This window comes from Streptomyces sp. NPDC001027 (genome assembly GCF_040299045.1).
Classification (GTDB): Bacteria; Actinomycetota; Actinomycetes; order Streptomycetales; family Streptomycetaceae; genus Streptomyces.
This window is the reverse complement of record NZ_JBEPBI010000014.1, coordinates 19484-39974: the sequence shown is the minus strand read 5'-3', so window position 1 is coordinate 39974 and position 20491 is coordinate 19484. Positions and strand designations below refer to the sequence as shown.

Genomic DNA, 20491 nt, shown 5'->3' with positions numbered 1-20491 from the left:
CAGGTCATGCGTGCGGGGCGTGCGGCGTGGCTCAGTACCAGCCGTTGGCCTGCCAGAAGGTCCAGGCGCCGACCGGGCTGCCGTAGCGGGAGTTCATGTAGTCCAGGCCCCACTTGATCTGGGTCTTGGCGTTGGTCTTCCAGTCCGAGCCGGCCGAGGCCATCTTGGAGCCGGGCAGGGCCTGGACGAGGCCGTAGGCGCCGGAGGAGGCGTTGGTGGCGTCGACGTCCCAGCCGCTCTCGTGCTTGACGATGTTGGAGAAGGCCTTGTACTGCGCGGCGTCCGGGATCATCTTGTGCGCGATCGCCTGGGCCTTGGCGGCGGAGGGCGCGGACGCCGTCGCGGCGTGGGCCGGCGCCGCGGATAGCGCCATGCCGGCGGCGGCGGTGGCCACGGCGATGCCGGTGAGGGCCTTCTTCGGGGAAGCGATGCGACGGATGACGGAGACGGACACGGAGAACCTTTTCCTTCGGGGACAGTGGCGGTCGCCTGCATGCCGGAGTCACGCGGTGCGTGGCCGCACCGCGTGGTGTGCGGTGGGTGGCTGCATGCCGCGGCGCCGAGGCCCGTGGGCTCGTCGGCGCCGTGCGACGTCATCCAGAGAAACAGGATCGAGCGGTGTCCGCAAAGACCCCTTTTGCTAGTTGACGTCGTATGTCGGGGGCAGGGCGTTGATGTGACCTGGCTCTCAATGTGCAGGTCAGGGCCGCTAATGGCATGCCCATGGCATCCGATTCACCCCACTATGGGGTTTAGTAGGTGATGTGGGTCATGTGGGGTGGTTCACCGGTCAACGGTGCTCGGAGGGCGTCCGGGAGGCTTCGAATGTGACCGCGGTCTCGAAGGCCGCCCGACGAGTGGCTCTGCGCAGCGCCTTCAGCACCGCCGGGCCGAGCGTGCACGTCAACAGCACCGTGACCAGCGCCCGCCCCAGGTCCCAGCCCAGTGACGTCGCCACGCAGTACGCCACGAAGCGGGCCAGGTTCGCCGGGACCGTCCCGTCGGGATCGAAGGCGACGCCCGAGGCCAGCGTGCCCATGAAGGGCCAGCCGGCCAGGTTCATCGCCGTGCCGTAGGCGAAGGCGGCCAGGAAGCCGTACACCGACAGCAGCAGCAGTTCGGCCCGGCCGCGCAGCCGGTCGCCGCCCGGCAGCAGGCCCGCGCCCATCGTGAACCAGCCCATCGCCAGCATCTGGAACGGCATCCACGGGCCCACCCCGCCGGTGAGCAGCGCGGACGCGAACATGGTCACCGAGCCGAGGACGAAGCCGAAGCCGGGACCGAGGACCCGCCCGCTCAACACCATGAGGAAGAACATCGGCTCGATGCCCGCCGTCCCCGCGCCGAGCGGACGCAGCGCCGCGCCCGTCGCCGCCAGCACGCCCAGCATCGCCACCGCCTTGGCGCCCAGCCCGGACTCCGAGATCGTCGCCGCCACGACCGCCACCAGCAGCACAAGGAGGCCCGCGAAGAGCCAGGGGGCGTCCTCGGCGTGGGCGTTCAGGGCAGAGCTGGGCGGGGCCAGGAAGGGCCAGCCGAAGGCGACCACGCCCACCGCGCCGACCAGCGTCAGCGCGGCGAGCGAGCGCGGTCCCAGCCGGACGGCTCGTGGACGCCGACCGGCTCGCGGAAGCTGCTCGGCTCGCGCCAGCCGCTCGGCTCGCGCAAGGCGGACGGGCCGCAGACGCCGTCCGGGTCCGGCCGTCATCGCAGCGCCTCCCTCACCTGCGCGACCGTGAGCCACTGCTGAGGGGCCAGGATCTTCGTCACCTGCGGGGCGAAGGACGGTGAGGAGACCACGACCTCGGCCGTCGGGCCGTCCGCGATGACCTCGCCCTCGGCGAGCAGCACCACCCGGTCGGCCAGTTCCGCGGCCAGTTCCACGTCGTGCGTGGCCAGCACGATCGCGTGACCGGCCGCCGCCAGCCCGCGCAGGACGGCGACCAGGCGGGCCTTCGCCGCGTAGTCCAGGCCGCGGGTCGGCTCGTCGAGGAGGAGGAGCGGCGGGCGCGCGGTGAGGACGACGGCCAGCGCGAGGGTGAGGCGCTGGCCCTCGGAGAGGTCGCGCGGGTGGAAGCCGTCCGCGATGCCGGGCAGCAGCTCCGAGACCAGGGCGCGGCAGGAGCCGGGCTCGGCCCGCGCGTCCCGGTCGGCGGCCGCGCACTCGGCGGCGACCGTGTCGGCGTACAGCAGGTCGCGCGGCTCCTGTGGGACCAGTCCGACGCGACGCACCAGGTCGCGGGGCGAGGCGCGGTGCGGGACGGCGCCCGACACGCGGACCGTTCCGGCGGACGGCTCGACCAGGCCCACGAACGTGTTGAGCAGCGTCGACTTGCCCGCCCCGTTGCGGCCCATGAGAGCGACGGTCTCGCCGGGCGCGACGGTCAGATCGACGCCGCGCAGGGCCTGGACGCCGGCCCGGCGGACGCCCACGGAACGAGCCTCGGCGGGGGGTGCGGGGGCGGCGGGCACGGCGCGAGAAAGGGGAGGGGGAGGGACGCGGCGGAGGCGGCGGCGGGCGGGGCGGCGGGCCCAGATCCTCGCGGACGGCGTCCGTGCCGGGGGCTCGACAAGCGGCGCCGGTGCAGGCACAGGATTCAGTGCTGGTGCTGGTGCTGGTGCTGGTACCGGTGCCGCCGCCGACCCGCAGCGTTCGTCGCCGGGCGCGCCGCAGGGTGCGTCACCGGGAGCGGGGCAGGGTGCGTCGCCGGGGTCTCGGCTCGCTTCCCGCCCGGCGAGGCGTTCCCGCAGGTCGGCGGCCCTTCGGCGGGCGTCGCGCACCGTCAGCGGCAGCGGCGACCAGTGCGCCAGCCGGCCCAGGTCCACGACCGGGGGGAACACCGGGGACACGGCCATGACGTCCGCCGGAGCGCCGAGCACGGGCGGCGCACCCGGCGCGGGCAGCAGGGCGACCTGGTCGGCGTACTGCAGGACGCGCTCCAGCCGGTGCTCCGCCAGCAGCACCGTCGTCCCCAGGTCGTGGACCAGCCGGAGCAGGACCGCGAGGACCTCCTCGGCGGCGGCCGGGTCGAGCGCGGACGTCGGCTCGTCCAGGACGAGCACCCGGGGGTGCGGCGTGAGCACCGAGCCGATCGCGACGCGCTGCTGCTGGCCGCCGGAGAGGGTGGCGATGGGGCGGTCGCGCAGTCCGGCCAGGCCGAGCAGGTCGAGGGTCTCCTCGACGCGGCGGCGCATCACCTCCGGCGACAGGCCCAACGACTCCATGCCGTAGGCGAGTTCCTCCTCGACCGTGTCCGTCACGAAGTGCGAGAGCGGGTCCTGGCCCACCGTGCCGACGACGTCGGCGAGTTCACGCGGCCTGTGGGTGCGGGTGTCGCGGCCGGCGACCGTGACCCTGCCGCGCAGGACGCCGCCGGTGAAGTGCGGGACGAGCCCGCCGACCGCGCCCAGAAGCGTCGACTTGCCCACCCCCGACGGGCCCGCCAACAGCACGAGTTCGCCCTCGGCGATCTCGAGGTCGACGCCGGCGACGGCGGGTTCGGCGACGCCGTCGTACGTCACGGAGACGTTCTCGAAACGGATCACGACGGCTCCTCGGACACGAACGCGGGCAGCAGGCCGATCAGGACGGCCGCAGCCGGCCACAGGGGAAGGGCGGGCGCGGTCAGCGGCACCACGCCGGGGTGCAGGGCCGCCGGGTCGGCGGAAGCGGCGACGAGGAGGAGAGCCGCGACGGCGACGCCGGAGGCGGCGACCAGACAGGCGCGCGGCGTCCAGCGGTCCGGGCGGTACCGGGTGCGCGGGGAGCGGCGGCCTCCCAGGCGCAGTCCGGCGAGCGCGGCGACGACCCCGGCGAGCAGCACCGGCAGGCCGTACGCGCCGCCCGCAGCGGTGAGCAGTCCGTACGTTCCCGCGCAGACGCCGAGCAGACCGCCCAGCGTGAGGGCGGCCGTCGTCCGTCGGACGGGGGCGGGGACGTCGGCCGTGCGGCCGTAGCCGCGGGCGTCCATCGCGGCGGCCAAGGCCACCGAGCGTTCCAGCGCGCCCTCCAGGACCGGCAGGCCCACCTGGAGCAGGCCGCGCAGCCCCCTGTCCGGGCGGCCCCGCAGCCGGCGGGCGGCGCGCAGCCGGTGGACGTCCGCGACGAGGTTCGGGGCGAACGTCATGGCCACCACCACCGCCACCCCTGTCTCGTAGAGCGCGCCGGGCAGGGTCTTCAGCAGGCGGGACGGGCTGGCCAGGGCGTTGGCCGCGCCCACGCACACCAGCAGGGTCGCCAGGCGCAGGGCGTCGTAGAGCGCGAAGAGCAGGCCCTCGGCGGTGACCGCGCCGCCCAGCCGGGTGCCCTGCGCCCAGTGCGGAAGCGGGACTTCGGGGAGCGTGCCGAGGACGTGCGTGCCCGGGATCGGGGAGCCCAGCACGACGACGAAGACGATCCGGATGACCAGCACGGCGAGGGCGAGCCTGAGGAACGCGGCGTAGGAGCGGGCCCAGGGCGTGTCCGGGCGGCACACGGCGACGACGTAGGCGGACACCGCGAGGAGCAGGCCGAGGAGGAGCGGGTTGGAGGTACGGGTGGCGGCGGTCCCCAGGCCGAGGGCCCAGAGCCACCAGGCGGCGGGGTGGAGGTGCGGGCGGGAGCGGCGGTCAGCCATTCCGGCGCGAACCCCGCCGCCGTGCCTGCCACACCGCCGCCGCGGCGAGCACGCCCACGGCTGCCGCGCCGCCGTAGAGGCCGAGCGACGGACCGCCGGCACCGCCGTCGTCGTCGCTGCCACTGCCGTCACCGGCTTGCGGTTGCCGGGGCGCGGACGGCGTCGTCCCGCCCGTCGCCCGCGTCGTCCCGTCGGCCGAGGCGCCTGCCGACCCGTCCGCTGAGGCGCCCCCTGATCCGCTCGCCGATCCGTCCGTCGACACCTGCTCCCCGCAGCCCCTCTCCGGGTAGCCGGCGATCGCGCACAGCAGGGCGTTCGTGTCGTAGCGCAGGGGCTTGGCGACGGCGGCGAGGGCCTCGGCCGTCGTCGCGTCGCGGGAGACCCGGGCGCATGCCGTGCGCGGCGAGGGCGACGGCGGCGTCTCGCCGCCCGGGGCGTCCGCCGCCGTGCCGAAGTCGAGGACCAGGGCCACGCGCTTGGCGCCGTCCTGCGCGGGCGTCCCGGCGCAGATCGCCGCGAACGAGGCCGCGCCGCGCGGTTGCGACGCGTCCTGGGAGTCCGCGCTCACGGCGAACCGGAAGCCCTGCACGTCGCCGTCGGCGGGGCGTGCGGCGGACGGCCCCTGGGTCGCGTACGTCCAGTGGTCGCCGGCGCGGTCCCAGAAGGACCAGTAGCGGTAGCCCGCCGCCTGGGCCGGGCTCGCCAGGCCGATCGCGCCGACCACGCCGATCGCGCCGGTGAGGACGAGCGACAGCGCGGCGAGGGCGAAGGCGGCGCGGCGGCGCGTCACGGCTGCCGCTTCCGGCCGCGGCCGCTGAGCAGGAACCCGATGCCGATGCCGGCGACGAGGAAGACGCCGACGATCAGCCAGACGCTGTAGCCCGAGTCCGAGCCGCTCTTCTCTTCGGCGTCGGCCTTCTTGCCGGCCTCGGCGGTGTCCGCGCCGGCGGTCCGGTCGCCCGCCTTCGCGGCGGCCCGCGGGGCGGGACCTGTGGCGTTGAGCTGCGCGACCAGGTCCGTGCCGCCGAAGGCACGCGGGTCGGCGCCCGCGGCGTGGGCGGCGAAGACCAGCTGGGCGTAGGCGGCCGGGCCGCTCTGCTTCGCCCAGCCCGCCGCGTTCTGCCGCAGCCAGGCGAGGGGCTTCTGCGCCTGCTGGGCCGCGCCCTGGGCGGCGAGCGCGACGACCGCGTCGGCGGTGTTGCCGTAGTCGGGCTGGTCCTCGGCGCCGGGCAGGGCCGACGTGAGGTGGCCGGTGGCGGCGACCGCCCGGGCGAGGTGGGCGGCGCCGTTGCGGGCGAGGTCGGCCGGGGCGAGCGTGCCGGGCGTGCCGCCGCACACGGGCGCCGCGGAGGCCTTTGCGGCCGTCGCCGCGAAGCCCTCGCCGAGGGCGCCGAGCACGCCCGCCGCCGTCGCGTCCGCGTTGGCCGCGAGGGCGCCCTTCTTGTCCGGCTGGTAGGCGAACGCGCCGCCGCCGTCCCCGCCGCACGGGAGGGAGAGCTTCCCGAGCGCGTCGAGCGGCGACTTCCCGGCCTTCCGCACCTGCGCGGGCTGCTGCCCGGCCGCCGTCAGCGCCCCCGCCACGACGGACGTCGAGTTCGCGTCGCTCGCCCCGCCCGCGGAGTAGCCCCACCCGCCGTCGGCGTTCTGGACGGACTTCAGCCAGCCGATCGCCTTGTCCGCCGCGGCCCGGTGACCGCCGAGAGCGGTCAGCGCCTGGACGGCCGCTGCCGTGCTGTTGGTGTCCGTCATCAGCTTCGCGTCACAGGGCTTGGCGGTGTCGGCGCGGAAGGCGGCGAAGGCGCCGTTCGCGCACTGCTGCCCGGTCAGCCACGCCACGGCCTTGTCGGCGGGGGTGACGCCCACGGTGTGCTGCGCGAGCAGGGCCAGCGACTGACGCCAGACACCGTCGTACGTCGGGTCGGACGTCCCGTACAGCCCGACGGGCTTCGCCGCGGAGGGGGCGGGGGACGGAGTGGCGGCCACGGCGGGGACGGCTGCACCCAGCACGACGGTGGCGGCGGCGAGAGCCGCGGCGCTACGGCGGACGTTCATGATCGGCGGGTGCCTCTCCCGGTCGGGGAGCCGGGCGGCACGGGACATCCCGGCGGCTCGGCTCCGTAGGCCTCGACGGTGCCGTGCGACGGCGGGCCTGCCGACGCACGCGAGCCGGTCACGTCCCGCACCGGGCGATCCGGCTCTGCGGACGGGGCCTCCCCGGGGCGAGCGAAGCCGAGGCTCGGGGAAGGAACAGCGCCGGAATTGCACCGGCTTCCCCCTGTACGGGCGTGGACGACGCGGCCACTCTACCGGCAGGTAGCAACGGGCCCGAGGGGGCCCCGGCGTCGGCCGTCCGCCCCCGCTCTGCCCGCCGACCTGGTGAGAGGGCGGCCGCATGGGCTCACCGTGCTCCAGGGCGAACGCGGAGGGCGGACGACGACCCGGGCCGGACCGGCTGACGTCCGCGGTGATCCTCGCCCAGGTCGCCGCATCCGGGGGAGCAGTCCGCCAGCCCGACGACGCGCCGGCCCGCGAACCCGACGAGGCGCCCGCCGGAGACGTAACTATTCGCGTCCGAAGCCGAGTTGATCAGGTCCCTGACGGTGTAGTGGCGCGCGGTGTCGGTCCTCCGAAGGGGAGGAACAGCACCCGCCGTGCCAGCAGCCACTCGCCGTCGACCCGCCGGAACGCGTCCTGGTAGTGGCCGACCTGGACGGGCGGGCCCGCGGGGACGACGCCGCCCTCGTAGCCGTCGACCCGGTGCGTCGAGAAGTACGAGACCGCGTGCGCGGAGTCCGGTCCGGTCGCCGTCACGAGGACGTTCGCCATCAGGCGGCGGGACAGCCGGTCGGCGGGGCGCGAGCCGAAGTACTCCCGCAGGGCCGTGCGTCCCACGACCAGCCGCTCGCCCGCCGGCCACTCCCAGCTGCCGTCCTCGGTGAACAACTCCGACACGGTGGCGGGTTCCCCGAGGTCGAGGCGGTGGACGAAGTCGACGACGAGACGTTCGCAGGCACGCTCGGCGAGGAGGCGTTCCAGAGGGTCCATACGCCTGTCTACCAGGCGCGACCGCGACCCGGCGATCGATTTGCCGGCGTGACACCGCGTCGGCGCGATCGCTCTGCGACGTCACACCGCCACGTACGTCACCGGGTCGCTCCCCGTCACCGCCTCCGCCCGGCCCTGTTTCACGAGTCGGCGCAGATGCGCCTCCGCCTCCGAGACCGCGATGTTGCGGGAGCCGTAGGGGATGTGCTCCCAGGGCCGGTTCCACTCCATGCGTTCGGCGACCTGCCAGGCGGTGAGGGGGACGGAGAGAAGGGCCAGGAGGCCGGTGAGACGGTCCTCGTGATGGGCGAGCAACTCCCTCACGCGGGACGGGGCGTCGGTGAAGGAGTGTTGGTGGGCCGGCAGGATCTCGGCCGGGCCGAGGCGGCCGACGCGTTCGAGGGAGTCCAGGTAGTCGCCGAGCGGATCGGTGACGGTGTCGTCGTCCGGGTCCTCGTAGAGGCCGATGTGCGGGGTGATCTCCGGGAGCAGATGGTCGCCGGAGAAGAGCCGGCCGTGGCCGCCGAGCCGGGCGGGGTGCTCCTCCTCGAGGTGCAGGCAGACATGGCCCGGGGTGTGTCCCGGGGTCCAGATCGCGCGCAGCCGGCGGCCGGGGAGGTCGAGGAACTCGCCGGGGACGATCTCCCGGTCGGGGAGGGCAGGCGCCAGGCCGGGCAGGTTGCGGCGGCGGACGGTGGGCGTGCGCAGGGGCGCGATGTGCTCCTCGGGGGCGCCGGCGGCCGTGAGCTTGTCCGCCATGTACGTGTACCAGCGCTCGGGCCGGGTCCTCCGGGTGCGCCGCACGATGGCGGCGTCCGCCGCGTGCATCGCCACCCACGCCCCGGAGGCCTCCCGCACCTTCCCGGACAGACCGTGGTGGTCGGGGTGGTGGTGGGTGACGACCACCCCGTGCAGGGCCTCGACGGAGGTGCCGCAGGCGGTGAGCCCCGAGGTCAGGGCCTCCCAGGCGGACGGGTCGTCCCAGCCGGCGTCGATCAGCACCGGTCCGCGGTCGGTGTCGACGACGTACACCAGGGTGTGGCCGAGGGGGTTGTCGGGGATCGGCACCCGCAACGAGCGGACGCCGCCGCCGTGGTCGAACGTGCCGGGTCCGTCGGCGAGTCCGTCCTGACTGCGCTTCATCTGCCCTCCGTCGCCCGACCACCGCCCACTATAACTAGAACTGGTTCCAATAGGTGCTCAAGTCACCGGGTTCCATGTCGGAGGAGATGCATGACGGATGTCGTGAGAAATGCGGAGGATGCGTCACTCGGTCAGGCCGGCGGACCGGCCGCGACGGACGCTGCTCCGCCGTAGGACGGGCATGCGCAGCAGTCGGTCGGGCATGCGCAGCGGTCGGTCGGTCGGCCCGGGTGTCTGACCGAACGGCAGTGGGCGGGGCTGGCGCCGGGGGTCCTCGCGGGGGTGGCCGACGGGTGCGACATGGCGGAGATCGAGGCGCCTGGGCGTCGGATCTGGGGATCGCCGCACTGAAGGGGCTGCTGGCGCGGCTGGACGAGCTGACGGGGCGGGACGGCGCGTCGGGCGGTTGAGCGGTACGGAGAAGCCGCTGGTGAGGGCGGGTTCGGCGGCTGCCCTGGCGTAGTGCGACCGGAACTGGTATCAGTTTCTGAAACACCGTCAGAAACGAAGGCAGTGGCCATGGCCGAGCTCGTGGAACACGGACAGCTGTTCATCGGCGGCACGTTGACGGATCCCCTGGGCGATGCCGTCATCGAGGTGATCTCGCCGCACACCGAGGAGGTCATCGGGCGGGTGCCGCACGCCTCGCGGGCCGATGTGGACCGTGCCGTCGCGGTCGCCCGGCAGGCCTTCGACGAGGGGCCCTGGCCCCGGCTCCCGCTCGACGAACGGATCGCGGTCGTCACCCGGATCAAGGACGGCATCCTCGCGCGTCACGAGGAGCTCGCCCGGGTGATCTCCGCCGAGAACGGCTCGCCGTACTCCTGGAGCGTCCTCGCGCAGGCCCTCGGCGCGATGATGGTGTGGGACGCGGCGATCAGGGTGGCCGGCGACTTCACCTACGAGGAGCGTCGCGACGGCGTGCTCGGCAGGATCCTCGTGCGGCGCGAGCCGGTCGGCGTGGTCGCCGCCGTCGTCCCGTGGAACGTCCCCCAGTTCGTCGCCGCGGCCAAGCTCGCGCCCGCGCTGCTCGCCGGGTGCACGGTGATCCTCAAGCCCTCGCCGGAGACGCCGCTGGACGCGTACGTCCTCGCCGACATCGCGCGGGAGGCCGGGCTGCCGGAGGGAGTGCTGTCGATCCTCCCCGCGGACCGCGAGGTGAGCGAGTACCTGGTCGGGCATCCCGGCGTCGACAAGGTCTCCTTCACGGGTTCGGTCGCGGCCGGCAAGCGCGTCATGGAGGTGGCGTCCCGCAATCTCACCCGGGTCACCCTCGAGCTGGGCGGGAAGTCGGCGGCCGTCGTCCTGCCGGACGCGGACATCGCCACCGCCGTCCCGGGGATCGTCTCGGCCGCCTGGATGAACAACGGCCAGGCGTGTGTCGCCCAGACCCGCATCCTGCTGCCGCGCTCGCGCTACGACGAGTTCGCCGACGCCTTCGCCGCCGCGGCGGCCGCGCTGGTCGTCGGCGACCCGCTGGACCCGGCGACCCAGGTCGGCCCGCTGGTGGCCGAGCGCCAGCAGCGCCGCAACCTCGACTACATCCGCATCGGCCAGGAGGAGGGCGCGAAGATCCTCACGGGCGGTGGACGTCCGCCGGGCCTGGAACGCGGCTGGTACGTCGAGCCGACCCTCTTCGGCGACGTCGACAACTCCATGCGGATCGCCCGCGAGGAGATCTTCGGCCCGGTGATCTGCCTGCTGCCCTACGGCGACGAGTCCGAGGCCCTCGAGATCGCCAACGACTCCGACTACGGGCTCAGCGGCAGTGTGTGGACGGCCGACGTCGAGCACGGCATAGAGATCGCGCGCCGGGTCCGCACCGGGACGTACTCCGTGAACACCTTCAGCCTCGACATGCTCGGCCCGTTCGGCGGCTACAAGAACTCCGGACTGGGGCGGGAGTTCGGGCCCGAGGGGTTCGGCGAGTACCTGGAGCACAAGATGATCCACCTGCCGGCGGGCTGGGAGGGCTGAGCTGCCATGGGCGACCGCTGGCACGTCGAGGTGGACCGCTCCCTGTGCATCGGCTCCGCCCAGTGCATCCATCACGCACCCGGCGGCTTCCGGCTGGACACGGCACGGCAGTCCCATCCGGCCGATCCGGACACGGACGCCAACGAGCGGGTGCTGGCCGCGGCGGAGAGCTGTCCGGTGGAGGCGATCATGATCACGCTGGTGGAGAACGGCGAGGCGGTCTTCCCTCCCGACGAGTGAGAAATATTCGATTTGGGGGGTTTCATTCAGGTTCGAGTGTTCTATTCTGGTAGAGGCCTACGAGGCGAGTGAGGGAGTTCGACCGGAGTAGCCGACTCGGGCGCGACGCCGCACGACAGGGCATCCGCCGGGGCCGACGTCGACGGACGGACTGAGGGACCGGAAGGCCGCAGGCCAGGGCCGGACGGAGAACCCCGGTCGCCTCGTAGGTCTTCTCGTGCGGGCGCGGGGCCGGGCTCGTCTCGACGCGCTCTACTCGCGCGTCCGGAGGGCCTTCGGGTCGGTCACGTCGATCAGCCGGCACACCGTCTCGATGTCGATCCGCACCTGCGCGATGGACGCGCGCCCGGACAGCCAGGTGATCAGCGCCGAGTGCCAGGTGTGCTCGATGACGCGGACCGCGGAGAGCTGCTCGGGCGTGGGGTCGGTCAGACCCATCGAGTCCAGGATGATCGCCGTCGTCTGCCGGGACACCTGGTCCACCTCGGGCGACACGCTGCGGTCGGCGAAGGTCAGCGCCCGCACCATCGCGTCCGCCAGGTGCGGCTCGCGCTGCAGGGCGCGGAAGGCGCGCATCAGGGTCTCCGCGACGCGGTCCGCGGCGCTCTCGCCGGTCGGGGGCTTCTTGCGCAGCGTGCCGTGCATGTGGTCCAACTGGTCCTGCATCGTGGCGACCAGCAGATGCACCTTGGAGGGGAAGTAGCGGTAGAGCGTGCCGAGGGCGACCTGCGAGGACTCGGCGACCTCCCGCATCTGCACCGCGTCGAAGCCGCCCCGGCTGGCCAACTGCGCGCTCGCGTGCAGAATGCGGCGACGGCGCGCCTCCTGACGCTCGGTGAGAGGTGAGTGCGCCGGGCGCTGTGGGGTGGCATCCGCAGACATGGGTCCCGCTCCGGTCCGTTCCGTGACAGTCGTGGTGACCGTCGGTGAGGGGGCGGTGATCATGCGACTCGGCAGAGCGGCCGGCCCCTGCCGGTCGTGGCGTGAATCACCTGATCCGCTGCCCTCAGCGCTCCTACCTGCCGGTAGATTCAGAGCCTCCCGAACGATCAAGTCTGAAACTTGTTCTAGATTAGCGTCCCGTCGTAGTCTCGCGGGACCATGCAGGCAGAAGGGGGCCCGGAGTGACCGCTGAGGCCAGTCAGGCGGGGTCCCGGCGTGACCGTGCTTCCGACGGCGAGCGACCGCTCAAGATCGCACTCCTCACCTATAAGGGGAACCCGTTCTGCGGGGGGCAGGGCGTCTACGTACGGCATCTGTCGAGGGAGCTCGCCCGCCTCGGGCACAGCGTCGAGGTGATCGGCTCCCAGCCCTACCCCGTGCTCGACCCGGGGCACGAGGACCGCGTCACCCTCACCGAACTGCCCAGCCTCGACCTCTACCGCCAGCCCGACCCCTTCCGCACCCCCGGACGCGGCGAGTACCGCGACTGGATCGACGCCCTCGAAGTGGCGACGATGTGGACGGGCGGCTTCCCCGAGCCGCTGACGTTCTCCCTGCGCGCCCGCCGCCATCTGCGCGCCCGCAGCGGGGAGTTCGACGTCGTGCACGACAACCAGACCCTCGGCTACGGACTGCTGGGCGACGTCGGCGCACCGCTGGTCACCACGATCCACCACCCCATCACCGTCGACCGGCAGTTGGAGCTGGACGCCGCCGAGGGACGCCGCCGACGCCTCTCGGTGCGCCGCTGGTACGCCTTCACCCGGATGCAGAAGCGCGTGGCGCGCCGGCTGCCGTCCGTGCTCACCGTCTCCGGCACCTCCCGGCAGGAGATCGCCGACCACCTCGGCGTCCGCGACGACCGCATACACGTCGTCCACATCGGCGCCGACGCCGACCTGTTCTCGCCAGATCCGTCCGTGGCCGTCGTGCCCGGCCGGATCGTGACGACGTCCAGCGCGGACGTCCCCCTCAAGGGCCTGGTCTTCCTCGTCGAGGCGCTGGCGAAGGCACGCACCGAGCACCCGCACGCCCACCTCGTCGTCGTCGGCAAGCGCCCGCAGGAGGGGCCGGTCGCCCAGGCGATCGAGCGGTACGACCTCGAAGGGTCCGTCGAGTTCGTCAAGGGCATCTCCGACGCCGAACTCGTCGACCTGGTGCGCTCGGCCGAGGTCGCCTGCGTGCCGTCCCTGTACGAGGGCTTCTCCCTGCCGGCCGCCGAGGCCATGGCCACGGGCACCCCGCTGCTCGCCACGACCGGCGGGGCGATCCCCGAGGTCGCCGGGCGCGACGGGGACACCTGCCTGGCCGTGCCGCCGGGCGACGCGGGCGCACTGGCCGCGGGCCTCGGCCGGCTGCTGGGCGACCCCGCCCTGCGCGCCCGGCTCGGCGCGGCCGGACGGCAACGCGTGCTGGAGCGGTTCACCTGGGCGCGCGCCGCCGAGGGGACCGTCGCCCGGTACCGCGAGGCGATAGCCGACGGCGGCCGCCCAGCCGACGGCGGCCGTGCACGGGTCGCCCCGGTCGCCGCCGCCCACGGCGACCCCGAAGCCCCCGACGCCTCCCGGATCTCCGCGGCCCCGCTCGCCGCCGAAGCTCCCGAGGCCGCCGGGACCGTCGAGGCCGTGGCGGCGGCCGACGTCGTATCCGAAGCATCCGATCGCGAAAGCAGGGCCACGTGCTGACCGTCGACTTCTCCCGGTTCCCGCTCGCCCCGGGCGACCGAGTCCTGGACCTCGGCTGCGGGGCCGGGCGGCACGCCTTCGAGTGCTACCGGCGCGGCGCGCAGGTCGTGGCCCTCGACCAGAACGCCGAGGAGATCCGCGAGGTCGCCAAGTGGTTCGCGGCGATGAAGGAGGCCGGCGAGGCCCCCGAGGGCGCCACCGCCACCGCCATGGAGGGCGACGCGCTCGCGCTGCCCTTCCCCGACGAGTCCTTCGACGTCGTGATCATCTCCGAGGTCATGGAGCACATACCGGACGACAAGGGCGTCCTCGCCGAGATGGTGCGGGTGCTCAGGCCGGGCGGACGCATCGCGATCACCGTCCCGCGCTACGGCCCCGAGAAGGTCTGCTGGACCCTCTCCGACGCCTACCACGAGGTCGAGGGCGGCCACATCCGCATCTACAAGGCGGACGAACTCCTCGAGAAGATCCGCGAGGCCGGCCTCCAGCCCTACGGCACCCACCACGCCCACGCGCTGCACTCCCCGTACTGGTGGCTGAAGTGCGCGTTCGGCGTCGACAACGACAAGGCGCTGCCGGTGCGGGCATACCACAAGCTGCTGGTCTGGGACATCATGAAGAAGCCGCTGGCCACCCGGGTCGCCGAGCAGGCCCTCAACCCGCTGATCGGCAAGAGCTTCGTGGCCTACGCGACCAAGCCGCACCTGCCCGCGGTGGACGCGCGGTGACCACTTCCCGGACAGAACACCTGGTCCTGCCCGGGGTCCTCACCGCAGGGCAGGCCGCCGCGACCGTCGCCGGCATCCTCGCCGTGCAGCGGGAGGACGGCGCCATCCCGTGGTTCAGGGGCCACCACCTCGACCCCTGGGACCACACCGAGGCCGCGATGGCGTTGGACGCCGCCGGCGAGCACGACGCCGCCGCACGCGCCTACGCCTGGCTGGCCCGGCACCAGAACGACGACGGCTCCTGGTACGCCGCCTACGCCGACGGCGCCCACGACGACGTCGCCGACCGGGGGCGCGAGACGAACTTCGTCGCGTACATAGCCGTCGGCGTCTGGCACCACTACCTCTCCACCGGGGACGACACCTTCCTCGACCGGATGTGGCCGAGCGTGTACGCGGCGATCGAGTACGTGCTGCGGCTCCAGCAGCCCGGCGGACAGATCGGCTGGCGGCGCGACGACGACGGCACGCCCACGGCCGACGCGCTGCTCACCGGCTCCTCCTCCATCCACCAGGCGCTGCGCTGCGCGCTCGCCATCGCCGAGCAGCGCGAAGAGCCGCAGCCCGACTGGGAGTTGGCGGTCGGCGCGCTGCGGCACGCGATACGACGGCATCCCGAGCGGTTCCTCGACAAGGACCGCTACTCGATGGACTGGTACTACCCGGTGCTGGGCGGCGCGTTGACCGGTGCGGAGGCCAAGTCCCGCATCGAGGCCGACTGGGAGCGGTTCGTGGTGCCGGGCCTCGGCGTGCGGTGCGTCGTGCCCAACCCGTGGGTCACGGGCGGGGAGTCGGCCGAACTCGCCCTCGCGCTGTGGGCGATGGGCGAGTCCGACCGGGCGCTGGAGATCCTGCAGTCCATCCAGCACCTGCGGGACGCGGACTCGGGGCTGTACTGGACCGGGTTCGTCTTCGACGACGAGGCGATCTGGCCCGAGGAGCTCACTGCCTGGACCGCGGGGTCGTTGCTGCTCGCGGTCGCGGCCCTCGGCGGCCACGAGGCCACCTGCGCCGTGTTCGGCGGCGAGCAGCTTCCGGCGGGACTCGAAGCGGACTGCTGCGCCTGAGAGGTCGGTTGCTGTGCCCGAGAGGCCGACCCCCCGCGCCTGAGAGGCCGGGAGCGGCCGGGAGCGCGGTCCGGGGACCGCGCTCGGAGACGTCAGTGGCGGTGGACGCGGTTCGCGATGGCGTGGCCGACGAACAGGTACACCACCGCCGCCAGACCGTAGCCGGCCACGACCCTCGCCCACGCCTCGTCGAACGTGAAGAGGTCACGGGACCAGCCGGCCAGCCAGTTGGCGGCGTGATGGACGAACTGGACGAGGTCGTTGCCCCGGTTGGCGTCCAGCAGGTACATCACGATCCACAGGCCGAGGATGACGGCCATGACGTCCGCTACCACCGCGATGACCGTTCCGGCGGAGTTGGAACCACTGCGATATCGAGACATGTTCTCCGGATTGCCGTTCGATTCCTGATGAAACCTCGGGCAGGACGTCCAGGTCCTCAGGCCGGGCGGGCCGCCAGGTCGTCGGGCCCGCGCGGAAGCACCGCCGAAGTGGCCGTGTCAGGAGTTGAGTTCCGCCAGCACCCGCAGGGTCGTCGGGTCCGGCGCGACCGCCAGCAGGTCCGTCACCGGCCCCTTGCGCCACGACTCCAGCCGCTCGGCGATGCGTTCGCGGGGGCCGACGAGGGAGATCTCGTCGGCGAAGGCGTCCGGCACGGCGAGCACGGCCTCCTCGCGGCGGCCGGCCAGGAACAGCTCCTGCACGTGCCGGGCCTCCTCCTCGTACCCCATGCGCGCCATCAGGTCGGCGTGGAAGTTGCGGGTGGCGTGGCCCATGCCGCCGATGTAGAAGCCGAGCATGGTCTTCACGCCCAGAAGCCCCTCGCCGACGTCGTCGCAGACCTTGACCCGCGCCAGCGGGGCGACCCGGAAGTCCTCCGGAAGCTCCGCCACCGCCGGCCCGTACGCGTCCGGCCGGTTCGGCGACCAGTACAGCGGCAGCCAGCCGTCGGCGATGCGGACCGTCTGCGCGACGTTCTTCGGTCCCTCCGCGCCCAACAGCACCGGCAGGTCCGCACGCAGGGGATGGGTGATGGACTTCAACGGTCGCCCGAGGCCCGTCCCGTCGGCGCCGCGGTAGGGGTGCGTGTGGAAGCGGCCGTCGAGTTCCACGGGCCCCTCCCGCCGCAGCACCTGCCGTACGACGTCCACGTACTCCCGGGTCGCCGTCAGGGGCGACTTCGGGAAGGGGCGACCGTACCAGCCCTCGACGACCTGCGGGCCGGACAGCCCCAGCCCGAGCATCATCCGGCCGCCGGAGAGGTGGTCCAGGGTCAGGGCGTGCATCGCGGTCGTGGTGGGGGAGCGGGCCGCCATCTGCGCGACCGCGGTGCCCAGCCTGATCCTCGACGTCCGGGCGGCGATCCAGGTGAGAGGGGTGAAGACGTCCGAGCCCCACGACTCCGCCGTCCACACGGAGTCGTAGCCGAGCCGCTCCGCCTCGCGGGCCAGCTCCACATGGTCGGGGGAGGGGCCGCGCCCCCAGTAGCCGAGGGCCAGACCGAGCCGCATGCCCGCCTCCTGACGGTGTGTCAGACAGAGAGGGCGACTGTACGGCAACGGCCCCCCGCCCGGAAGGGCGAGGGGCCGTGCACGCCGTGGTGCGGAGCGGGACTCAGCCGCGCTGGATGCCGGAGGCGTCCCGCAGGACGCCACGCCGGCCGTCCTGCGTCTGGGCGACCAGACCCTGGGCGCCCTGCTCGACGGCCAGGTACCAGGTGCCGGGGGCCAGTTCGGCGATCGGCGTCGGCGCGCCGTCCTCCGCGTACAGCGGACGCGGCACCGGCACGGCGAACCAGAACGGCGAGAAGTCCCCGGCGGACGGCTGCGCCGGAGCGGGCTGACCGCCGAACGACTGCGGACCCGGCTGACCGGGCTGCCCCTGCGGCTGACCGCCGAACGCCGACGGCTGCGGGGCGCCCGGGTAGCCGTAACCGGCGGGCGGCTGCGCGCCGTACGGCTGCGGGGCCTGCGGCCTGGGCGCCGGGACGAGAGCGGCCTGCAGGGCCGGGACGAGCGGGGTGGCGACAGCGGCCGCGGCGAGCAGCAGGGTGGCGACCAGGGCCAGGATCAGACCGGCGCCGGCGTCGGGGCTGTTCGAGCTGTCGCCGACGTTGTCGTAACCGCCGGAGGGGTCGAAGACGTTGCCCAGCGCGCTCCAGGCGGCGAAGACCGTGAAGGCCACGCCGAACTGGCGCAGTTCCAGACCGGCGACCTTCGGCGGCTGCGGAAGCGCCCGGCTGACGACCACGAGCGCGGCGCCGATGACGCCCGCGAGAACGACGCTGAACAGGACCGGCCCGCTGCCCCAGAGGTTCGGCAGATCGTAGCTGTCGGGGATCCCGTCGATCGAGTAGTTGTCCAGGAACGACGCGATGAACAGCAATACCGCTGCTCCGATCACCACGCCGTCGCCTCGAGTGAGGGAGCGGATATTCACTTCAGGTCCTTCGTCAGTCGTCTCGTCGTCGGTACACGCATGCACATAGCGGTAGAGGCGTCGCTGTCACCATGTCGCCGTCAGGCCCCGGTGTGAAGCGTGGGGGTGGCCCCTCATCGTAAGAACGACACTATCGTCCGCACGATCGCCCTGTCCGCCGGGATCAGCGCCCTGATCACTACCCGCGCAGGAAACTCACGATTCCCTCAGAGATCCCCTGCGCCGCCTTCTGCCGCCAGGCGCCGCTGGTCAGCAGCGCCGCGTCCTTGCTATCGCGCATGTTGCCGCACTCGATGAACACCTTGGGAACCGTTGACAGATTGAGACCGCCCAGGTCCTCACGCGTGACGAGACCGGTGCCGTCGCCGACGTAGTTCGACGGCGAAGTGTCCGTGGAGCGGGCGAAGTCGCCCGCGATCAGCTCTCCCAGTTCCTTGGACGGGCCGACGACGGCCCGGGTGTCCGCCAGCCCCTTGTGCACCGCGCCCGGCAGGATCACATGGAAGCCGCGCTGCCCGGCCCCGGCGCCGTCCGCGTGGATCGACACGACCGCGTCGGCGTGCGCCGCGTTGCCGATCCGCGCACGCTCGTCCACGCAGGGGCCGAACGGCCGGTCCCCGTCCTGCGTCAGCTTCACCGTGGCCCCCTGCTCCTGGAGCAGCGTGCGCAGCCGGTGCGCCACGTCCAGCGTGAACTTCGCCTCGCTGTAACCGGCGTTCGTGGACGTGCCCGTGGTGTCGCACTCCTTCCAGTTGGTGCCGATGTCCACCTTGCGGTTGATCTCGGAGGCGTGGTCGACGTTGGCGGGGTTGTGCCCGGGGTCGATGACGACGACCTTGCCCGCGAGGGGAGCGGCGGCCCGGCTCGGCGACGCGGTGAGCGTGTTCGGCTTCGCGTCCCCGCCGACCGGGACCGTGGCTCGGGCGCTCGACGAGGAGCCCGCCCCGGCCGCCCCGCCTCCCGCGCCCTCGCCGCCCGAGGCGCCCAGCGCCTCGTACGCCAGCCAGCCCAGCAGCGCGCCGGGCACCAGCAGCGTCAGCGCCACTGTCAGGGGACGCCGCAGGCGGGAACGGCTCGGCTGCGGGGAGCCGAAGGAGCCGGACGGCCCGAAGGGGTCGGCGGGGTCGGAGTGCGGGCCTGGGTACGACACGCCCGCCACCCTAGCGGGCACTCCTGTCGGATCACCCGGTCACTTTCACCGACGCGAACGCGGTCCCCTGGGGCGCCAGGCAGACGAACCAGTTGTACGGGGAGTCGTCGATCGTGCGGACGGTCGGGGCGTCGGCACGGACGCCGGTGGTCGCGGGCACCCGGCTGATCGTGGTCTTCGTGCCGTTCTTCCAGGTGCACGTCACCTGCCGGGCGGTCTTGGCGACCTGGCCGATCACCAGCCGTTCGGCCTCGTCCTCGTAAGCGCCGAGCCGGTACGCAACGGCGTACAACCCCTTGTCCGAGAGGGCGTCGCCCTCCCCGGCCAGACCGTGCAGGGCCATGATCGAGCGGGCCGTCGCCGCCTCTCCGATGTTGCGCTGCACGAAGTAGGCGCTCTTGCCGACCAGGTCGCCGGGCTCGCTCACGCCCGCGGGAAACTCCTCGTACTCCGCCATCGCCTTCATCATGGCCCTGGCGTCCTGGACGTCGATCGGCGCCGGCCAGAGGTCGAGGGTGACCCGCCATGGCTCGCCGTCGTCCGTGCCGCTCGCGAGGGTGACCCGGTTGTGCGGCTGGAACGGCGTCGGCGACTGCGTGACCCGCTCCGTCGCCGCGGGCGTCGCCCGGTCCCCGTCGCCGCCCGGCAGCCCGGTGACCGCGAGCGCCCCCGTCGAGCCGACGACCACCAGCGCGGTGGCCGCCGCGACCGCCCAGCGCCGGGCTCTGCGCCGCCGTCCGCCGCGGATCAGCGCCTGGGTGGGGGCTATGCCGATCTCCACCCCGTCCGCGGCGCCGGCCAGCAGGAACGCGATGTCGTGTGCCGCCATGTCGTGGTTCGTCTCCCGGTCCGCGCCCATCACTTCCGCCCTCCGTGCATCACGCCGTCCGCCAGTTCCGGTATGGCTCGGAGCTTCGCGATCCCCTTGGCCGCGTTGCTCTTCACGGTGCCCACGGAACAGCCCATCGCCTCGGCCGTCTGCGTCTCCGTCAGGTCCTCCCAGTAGCGCAGCACCACCGCCGCCCGCTGCCGCGGCGGCAACGCGGCCAGCGCACGCAACAAGGTCTGCCGGTCGTCGGCCCGCGCGATCAGGTCGCCGGGGGCCGGGGTCTCATGGGCTAGGCCCGACCCGTCGTCCCTCGGGGCGAGCAGCTCGCGCAGCTTCCTGCGGTGCCTGCGGGCGTGGGCGTTGATCATCACGCGTCGTACGTACGCCTCCGGCTCGTCCGCCGCGCCGACTCTGCGCCAGGCGACGTAGACCTGCTCCAGCGTCGACTGGACCAGGTCCTCCGCGGCGTGCTGTTCCCCCGTGAGGAGAAATGCCGTGCGCATCAGCCGCGCCCAGCGGCCGACGACGAAAGCCTGGAACGCTGTGTCCCTGTCCTGCTCCCGATCCCCCATGGGCACCTCCTAGATGTTCAAAGGAGGCCATGAGAGGCCCGGATCGTTGCCTCGGCGG

At 73.3% G+C, this 20491-nt stretch carries 20 protein-coding genes; 5 read left to right on the top strand and 15 right to left on the bottom strand.

Annotated elements, in window-relative coordinates; all coding sequences use genetic code 11:
- Positions 1-31: 31 nt before the first annotated feature.
- The 8 genes from ABT300_RS07155 to ABT300_RS07120 form a co-directional block, all read right to left on the bottom strand.
- A complete protein-coding gene (locus tag ABT300_RS07155) occupies positions 32-454 on the bottom strand; it encodes an aggregation-promoting factor C-terminal-like domain-containing protein (RefSeq protein ID WP_351672990.1) in 423 nt (140 codons plus the stop codon).
- Between the two features lie 336 nt (positions 455-790).
- Positions 791-1708 carry an ECF transporter S component gene (locus ABT300_RS07150; protein ID WP_351672989.1) on the bottom strand — a complete coding sequence of 306 codons (918 nt, stop codon included), beginning with the start codon at positions 1706-1708 and terminating at the stop codon, positions 791-793.
- Positions 1705-3546 (bottom strand): ABC transporter ATP-binding protein, encoded by a 1842-nt coding sequence (locus ABT300_RS07145; protein WP_351672988.1) that lies wholly within the window; start codon positions 3544-3546, stop codon positions 1705-1707. Before ABT300_RS07145 ends, ABT300_RS07150 begins: the two co-directional genes overlap by 4 nt.
- Positions 3543-4616 carry an energy-coupling factor transporter transmembrane component T gene (locus tag ABT300_RS07140; protein WP_351672987.1) on the bottom strand — a complete coding sequence of 358 codons (1074 nt, stop codon included), beginning with the start codon at positions 4614-4616 and terminating at the stop codon, positions 3543-3545. The genes ABT300_RS07145 and ABT300_RS07140 overlap by 4 nt, the downstream gene beginning before the upstream one ends.
- Positions 4609-5406 carry an SCO2322 family protein gene (locus ABT300_RS07135; protein ID WP_502977888.1) on the bottom strand — a complete coding sequence of 266 codons (798 nt, stop codon included), beginning with the start codon at positions 5404-5406 and terminating at the stop codon, positions 4609-4611. Before ABT300_RS07135 ends, ABT300_RS07140 begins: the two co-directional genes overlap by 8 nt.
- Positions 5403-6668: an SCO2321 family membrane protein gene (locus tag ABT300_RS07130; RefSeq protein WP_351672986.1), complete on the bottom strand. Its 1266-nt coding sequence runs from the start codon at positions 6666-6668 to the stop codon at positions 5403-5405. The genes ABT300_RS07135 and ABT300_RS07130 overlap by 4 nt, the downstream gene beginning before the upstream one ends.
- Positions 6669-7202: 534 nt before the next feature.
- Positions 7203-7661 (bottom strand): nuclear transport factor 2 family protein, encoded by a 459-nt coding sequence (locus tag ABT300_RS07125; RefSeq protein ID WP_351672985.1) that lies wholly within the window; start codon positions 7659-7661, stop codon positions 7203-7205.
- An 81-nt stretch (positions 7662-7742) separates the two neighbouring features.
- Complete coding sequence (locus ABT300_RS07120) at positions 7743-8804, bottom strand: Strvi_7410 family MBL fold metallo-hydrolase (RefSeq protein ID WP_351672984.1); 1062 nt, start codon at positions 8802-8804, stop codon at positions 7743-7745.
- Positions 8805-9323: 519 nt separating this feature from the next.
- Between ABT300_RS07120 and ABT300_RS07115 the strand changes: the two genes are divergently transcribed.
- Both ABT300_RS07115 and ABT300_RS07110 read left to right on the top strand, forming a co-directional pair.
- Complete coding sequence (locus ABT300_RS07115; protein WP_351672983.1) at positions 9324-10781, top strand: aldehyde dehydrogenase; 1458 nt, start codon at positions 9324-9326, stop codon at positions 10779-10781.
- Positions 10782-10787: 6 nt separating this feature from the next.
- The gene (locus ABT300_RS07110) at positions 10788-11021 is read left to right on the top strand and encodes a ferredoxin (RefSeq protein WP_319279502.1); all 234 of its coding nucleotides are present in this window, start codon (positions 10788-10790) and stop codon (positions 11019-11021) included.
- 252 nt (positions 11022-11273) lie between these two features.
- On the opposite strand, the gene ABT300_RS07105 is transcribed toward ABT300_RS07110, so the two are convergent.
- A complete protein-coding gene (locus tag ABT300_RS07105; protein ID WP_351672982.1) occupies positions 11274-11903 on the bottom strand; it encodes a TetR family transcriptional regulator in 630 nt (209 codons plus the stop codon).
- Between the two features lie 242 nt (positions 11904-12145).
- Between ABT300_RS07105 and ABT300_RS07100 the strand changes: the two genes are divergently transcribed.
- From ABT300_RS07100 to ABT300_RS07090, 3 genes are read left to right on the top strand one after another with little or no spacing between them, the layout of a single operon-like run.
- Positions 12146-13648: a glycosyltransferase family 4 protein gene (locus tag ABT300_RS07100; RefSeq protein ID WP_351672981.1), complete on the top strand. Its 1503-nt coding sequence runs from the start codon at positions 12146-12148 to the stop codon at positions 13646-13648.
- Positions 13642-14376, top strand: a complete 735-nt coding sequence (locus ABT300_RS07095; protein WP_319279504.1) for a class I SAM-dependent methyltransferase — start codon at positions 13642-13644, stop codon at positions 14374-14376. Before ABT300_RS07100 ends, ABT300_RS07095 begins: the two co-directional genes overlap by 7 nt.
- Positions 14373-15443: a prenyltransferase/squalene oxidase repeat-containing protein gene (locus tag ABT300_RS07090; protein WP_351672980.1), complete on the top strand. Its 1071-nt coding sequence runs from the start codon at positions 14373-14375 to the stop codon at positions 15441-15443. Before ABT300_RS07095 ends, ABT300_RS07090 begins: the two co-directional genes overlap by 4 nt.
- Positions 15444-15535: 92 nt before the next feature.
- Here the strand turns inward: ABT300_RS07090 and ABT300_RS07085 are convergent, their stop codons facing one another.
- The 6 genes from ABT300_RS07085 to ABT300_RS07060 all read right to left on the bottom strand — a co-directional run bounded on the left by ABT300_RS07085 (position 15536) and on the right by ABT300_RS07060 (position 20433).
- Positions 15536-15826: a hypothetical protein gene (locus ABT300_RS07085; protein WP_319279506.1), complete on the bottom strand. Its 291-nt coding sequence runs from the start codon at positions 15824-15826 to the stop codon at positions 15536-15538.
- A gap of 117 nt (positions 15827-15943) precedes the next feature.
- Positions 15944-16954, bottom strand: a complete 1011-nt coding sequence (locus ABT300_RS07080) for an LLM class F420-dependent oxidoreductase (RefSeq protein WP_351672979.1) — start codon at positions 16952-16954, stop codon at positions 15944-15946.
- 103 nt (positions 16955-17057) lie between these two features.
- Positions 17058-17882, bottom strand: a complete 825-nt coding sequence (locus tag ABT300_RS07075) for a DUF5336 domain-containing protein (RefSeq protein ID WP_319279509.1) — start codon at positions 17880-17882, stop codon at positions 17058-17060.
- Between the two features lie 178 nt (positions 17883-18060).
- Positions 18061-19032, bottom strand: coding sequence for an N-acetylmuramoyl-L-alanine amidase (locus ABT300_RS07070; RefSeq protein ID WP_502977887.1), 972 nt, complete (start codon positions 19030-19032; stop codon positions 18061-18063).
- Positions 19033-19063: 31 nt separating this feature from the next.
- A complete protein-coding gene (locus tag ABT300_RS07065; protein WP_351672978.1) occupies positions 19064-19891 on the bottom strand; it encodes a hypothetical protein in 828 nt (275 codons plus the stop codon).
- Complete coding sequence (locus ABT300_RS07060; protein WP_351672977.1) at positions 19891-20433, bottom strand: SigE family RNA polymerase sigma factor; 543 nt, start codon at positions 20431-20433, stop codon at positions 19891-19893. Before ABT300_RS07060 ends, ABT300_RS07065 begins: the two co-directional genes overlap by 1 nt.
- Between the last annotated feature and the right edge of the window lie 58 nt (positions 20434-20491).

Bases quoted from the DNA above. Each gene is read 5' to 3' on its own strand.
- ABT300_RS07150 (WP_351672989.1), bottom strand. From the start codon at position 1,708: ATGACGGCCGGACCCGGACGGCGTCTGCGGCCCGTCCGCCTTGCGCGA.
- ABT300_RS07140 (WP_351672987.1), bottom strand. From the start codon at position 4,616: ATGGCTGACCGCCGCTCCCGCCCGCACCTCCACCCCGCCGCCTGGTGG.
- ABT300_RS07130 (WP_351672986.1), bottom strand. From the start codon at position 6,668: ATGAACGTCCGCCGTAGCGCCGCGGCTCTCGCCGCCGCCACCGTCGTG.
- ABT300_RS07125 (WP_351672985.1), bottom strand. From the start codon at position 7,661: ATGGACCCTCTGGAACGCCTCCTCGCCGAGCGTGCCTGCGAACGTCTC.
- ABT300_RS07120 (WP_351672984.1), bottom strand. From the start codon at position 8,804: ATGAAGCGCAGTCAGGACGGACTCGCCGACGGACCCGGCACGTTCGAC.
- ABT300_RS07115 (WP_351672983.1), top strand. From the start codon at position 9,324: ATGGCCGAGCTCGTGGAACACGGACAGCTGTTCATCGGCGGCACGTTG.
- ABT300_RS07110 (WP_319279502.1), top strand. From the start codon at position 10,788: ATGGGCGACCGCTGGCACGTCGAGGTGGACCGCTCCCTGTGCATCGGC.
- ABT300_RS07105 (WP_351672982.1), bottom strand. From the start codon at position 11,903: ATGTCTGCGGATGCCACCCCACAGCGCCCGGCGCACTCACCTCTCACC.
- ABT300_RS07085 (WP_319279506.1), bottom strand. From the start codon at position 15,826: ATGTCTCGATATCGCAGTGGTTCCAACTCCGCCGGAACGGTCATCGCG.
- ABT300_RS07080 (WP_351672979.1), bottom strand. From the start codon at position 16,954: ATGCGGCTCGGTCTGGCCCTCGGCTACTGGGGGCGCGGCCCCTCCCCC.
- ABT300_RS07065 (WP_351672978.1), bottom strand. From the start codon at position 19,891: ATGGGCGCGGACCGGGAGACGAACCACGACATGGCGGCACACGACATC.
- ABT300_RS07060 (WP_351672977.1), bottom strand. From the start codon at position 20,433: ATGGGGGATCGGGAGCAGGACAGGGACACAGCGTTCCAGGCTTTCGTC.